Here is a 284-nt window from a genome sequence, read left to right on the forward strand (position 1 = left end):
GCAGAAGAAGATCGCGAAGGCAGATGCAGCCGCACGCAACGCAGTGGAAGGCAAGATCGGTGAAGGCAAGCGCAGTTATGGGCTTGGCCGTATACGAGCGCGTCTTCAGAGGACGAGCGAGACCGTGATCGGGCTGCAACTGCTGGTCATGAACCTCGAAAAGAGACTCCGGGTTCTCTTTTTGCCTTTTTTGCAATGGCTCGGGTCGACCCTTGCATTCCGCTTGCCCGTGATTCCGTAAAATGTGACCCGTTCAGCAAGCCCTATGTAGAGGCCATGGGATG

The 284-nt window shown here is 56.0% G+C and carries 1 protein-coding gene; it reads left to right on the forward strand.

Going from position 1 to position 284, the window contains the following annotated elements; genetic code table 11:
- Nucleotides 1–241, forward strand: a 241-nt coding sequence (locus ACZYR9_RS27790; protein WP_488981518.1) for a transposase, incomplete at its 5' end; no start/stop codon positions are given.
- Between the last annotated feature and the right edge of the window lie 43 nt (nucleotides 242–284).

Source organism: Paenibacillus sp. F024 (assembly GCF_057814255.1).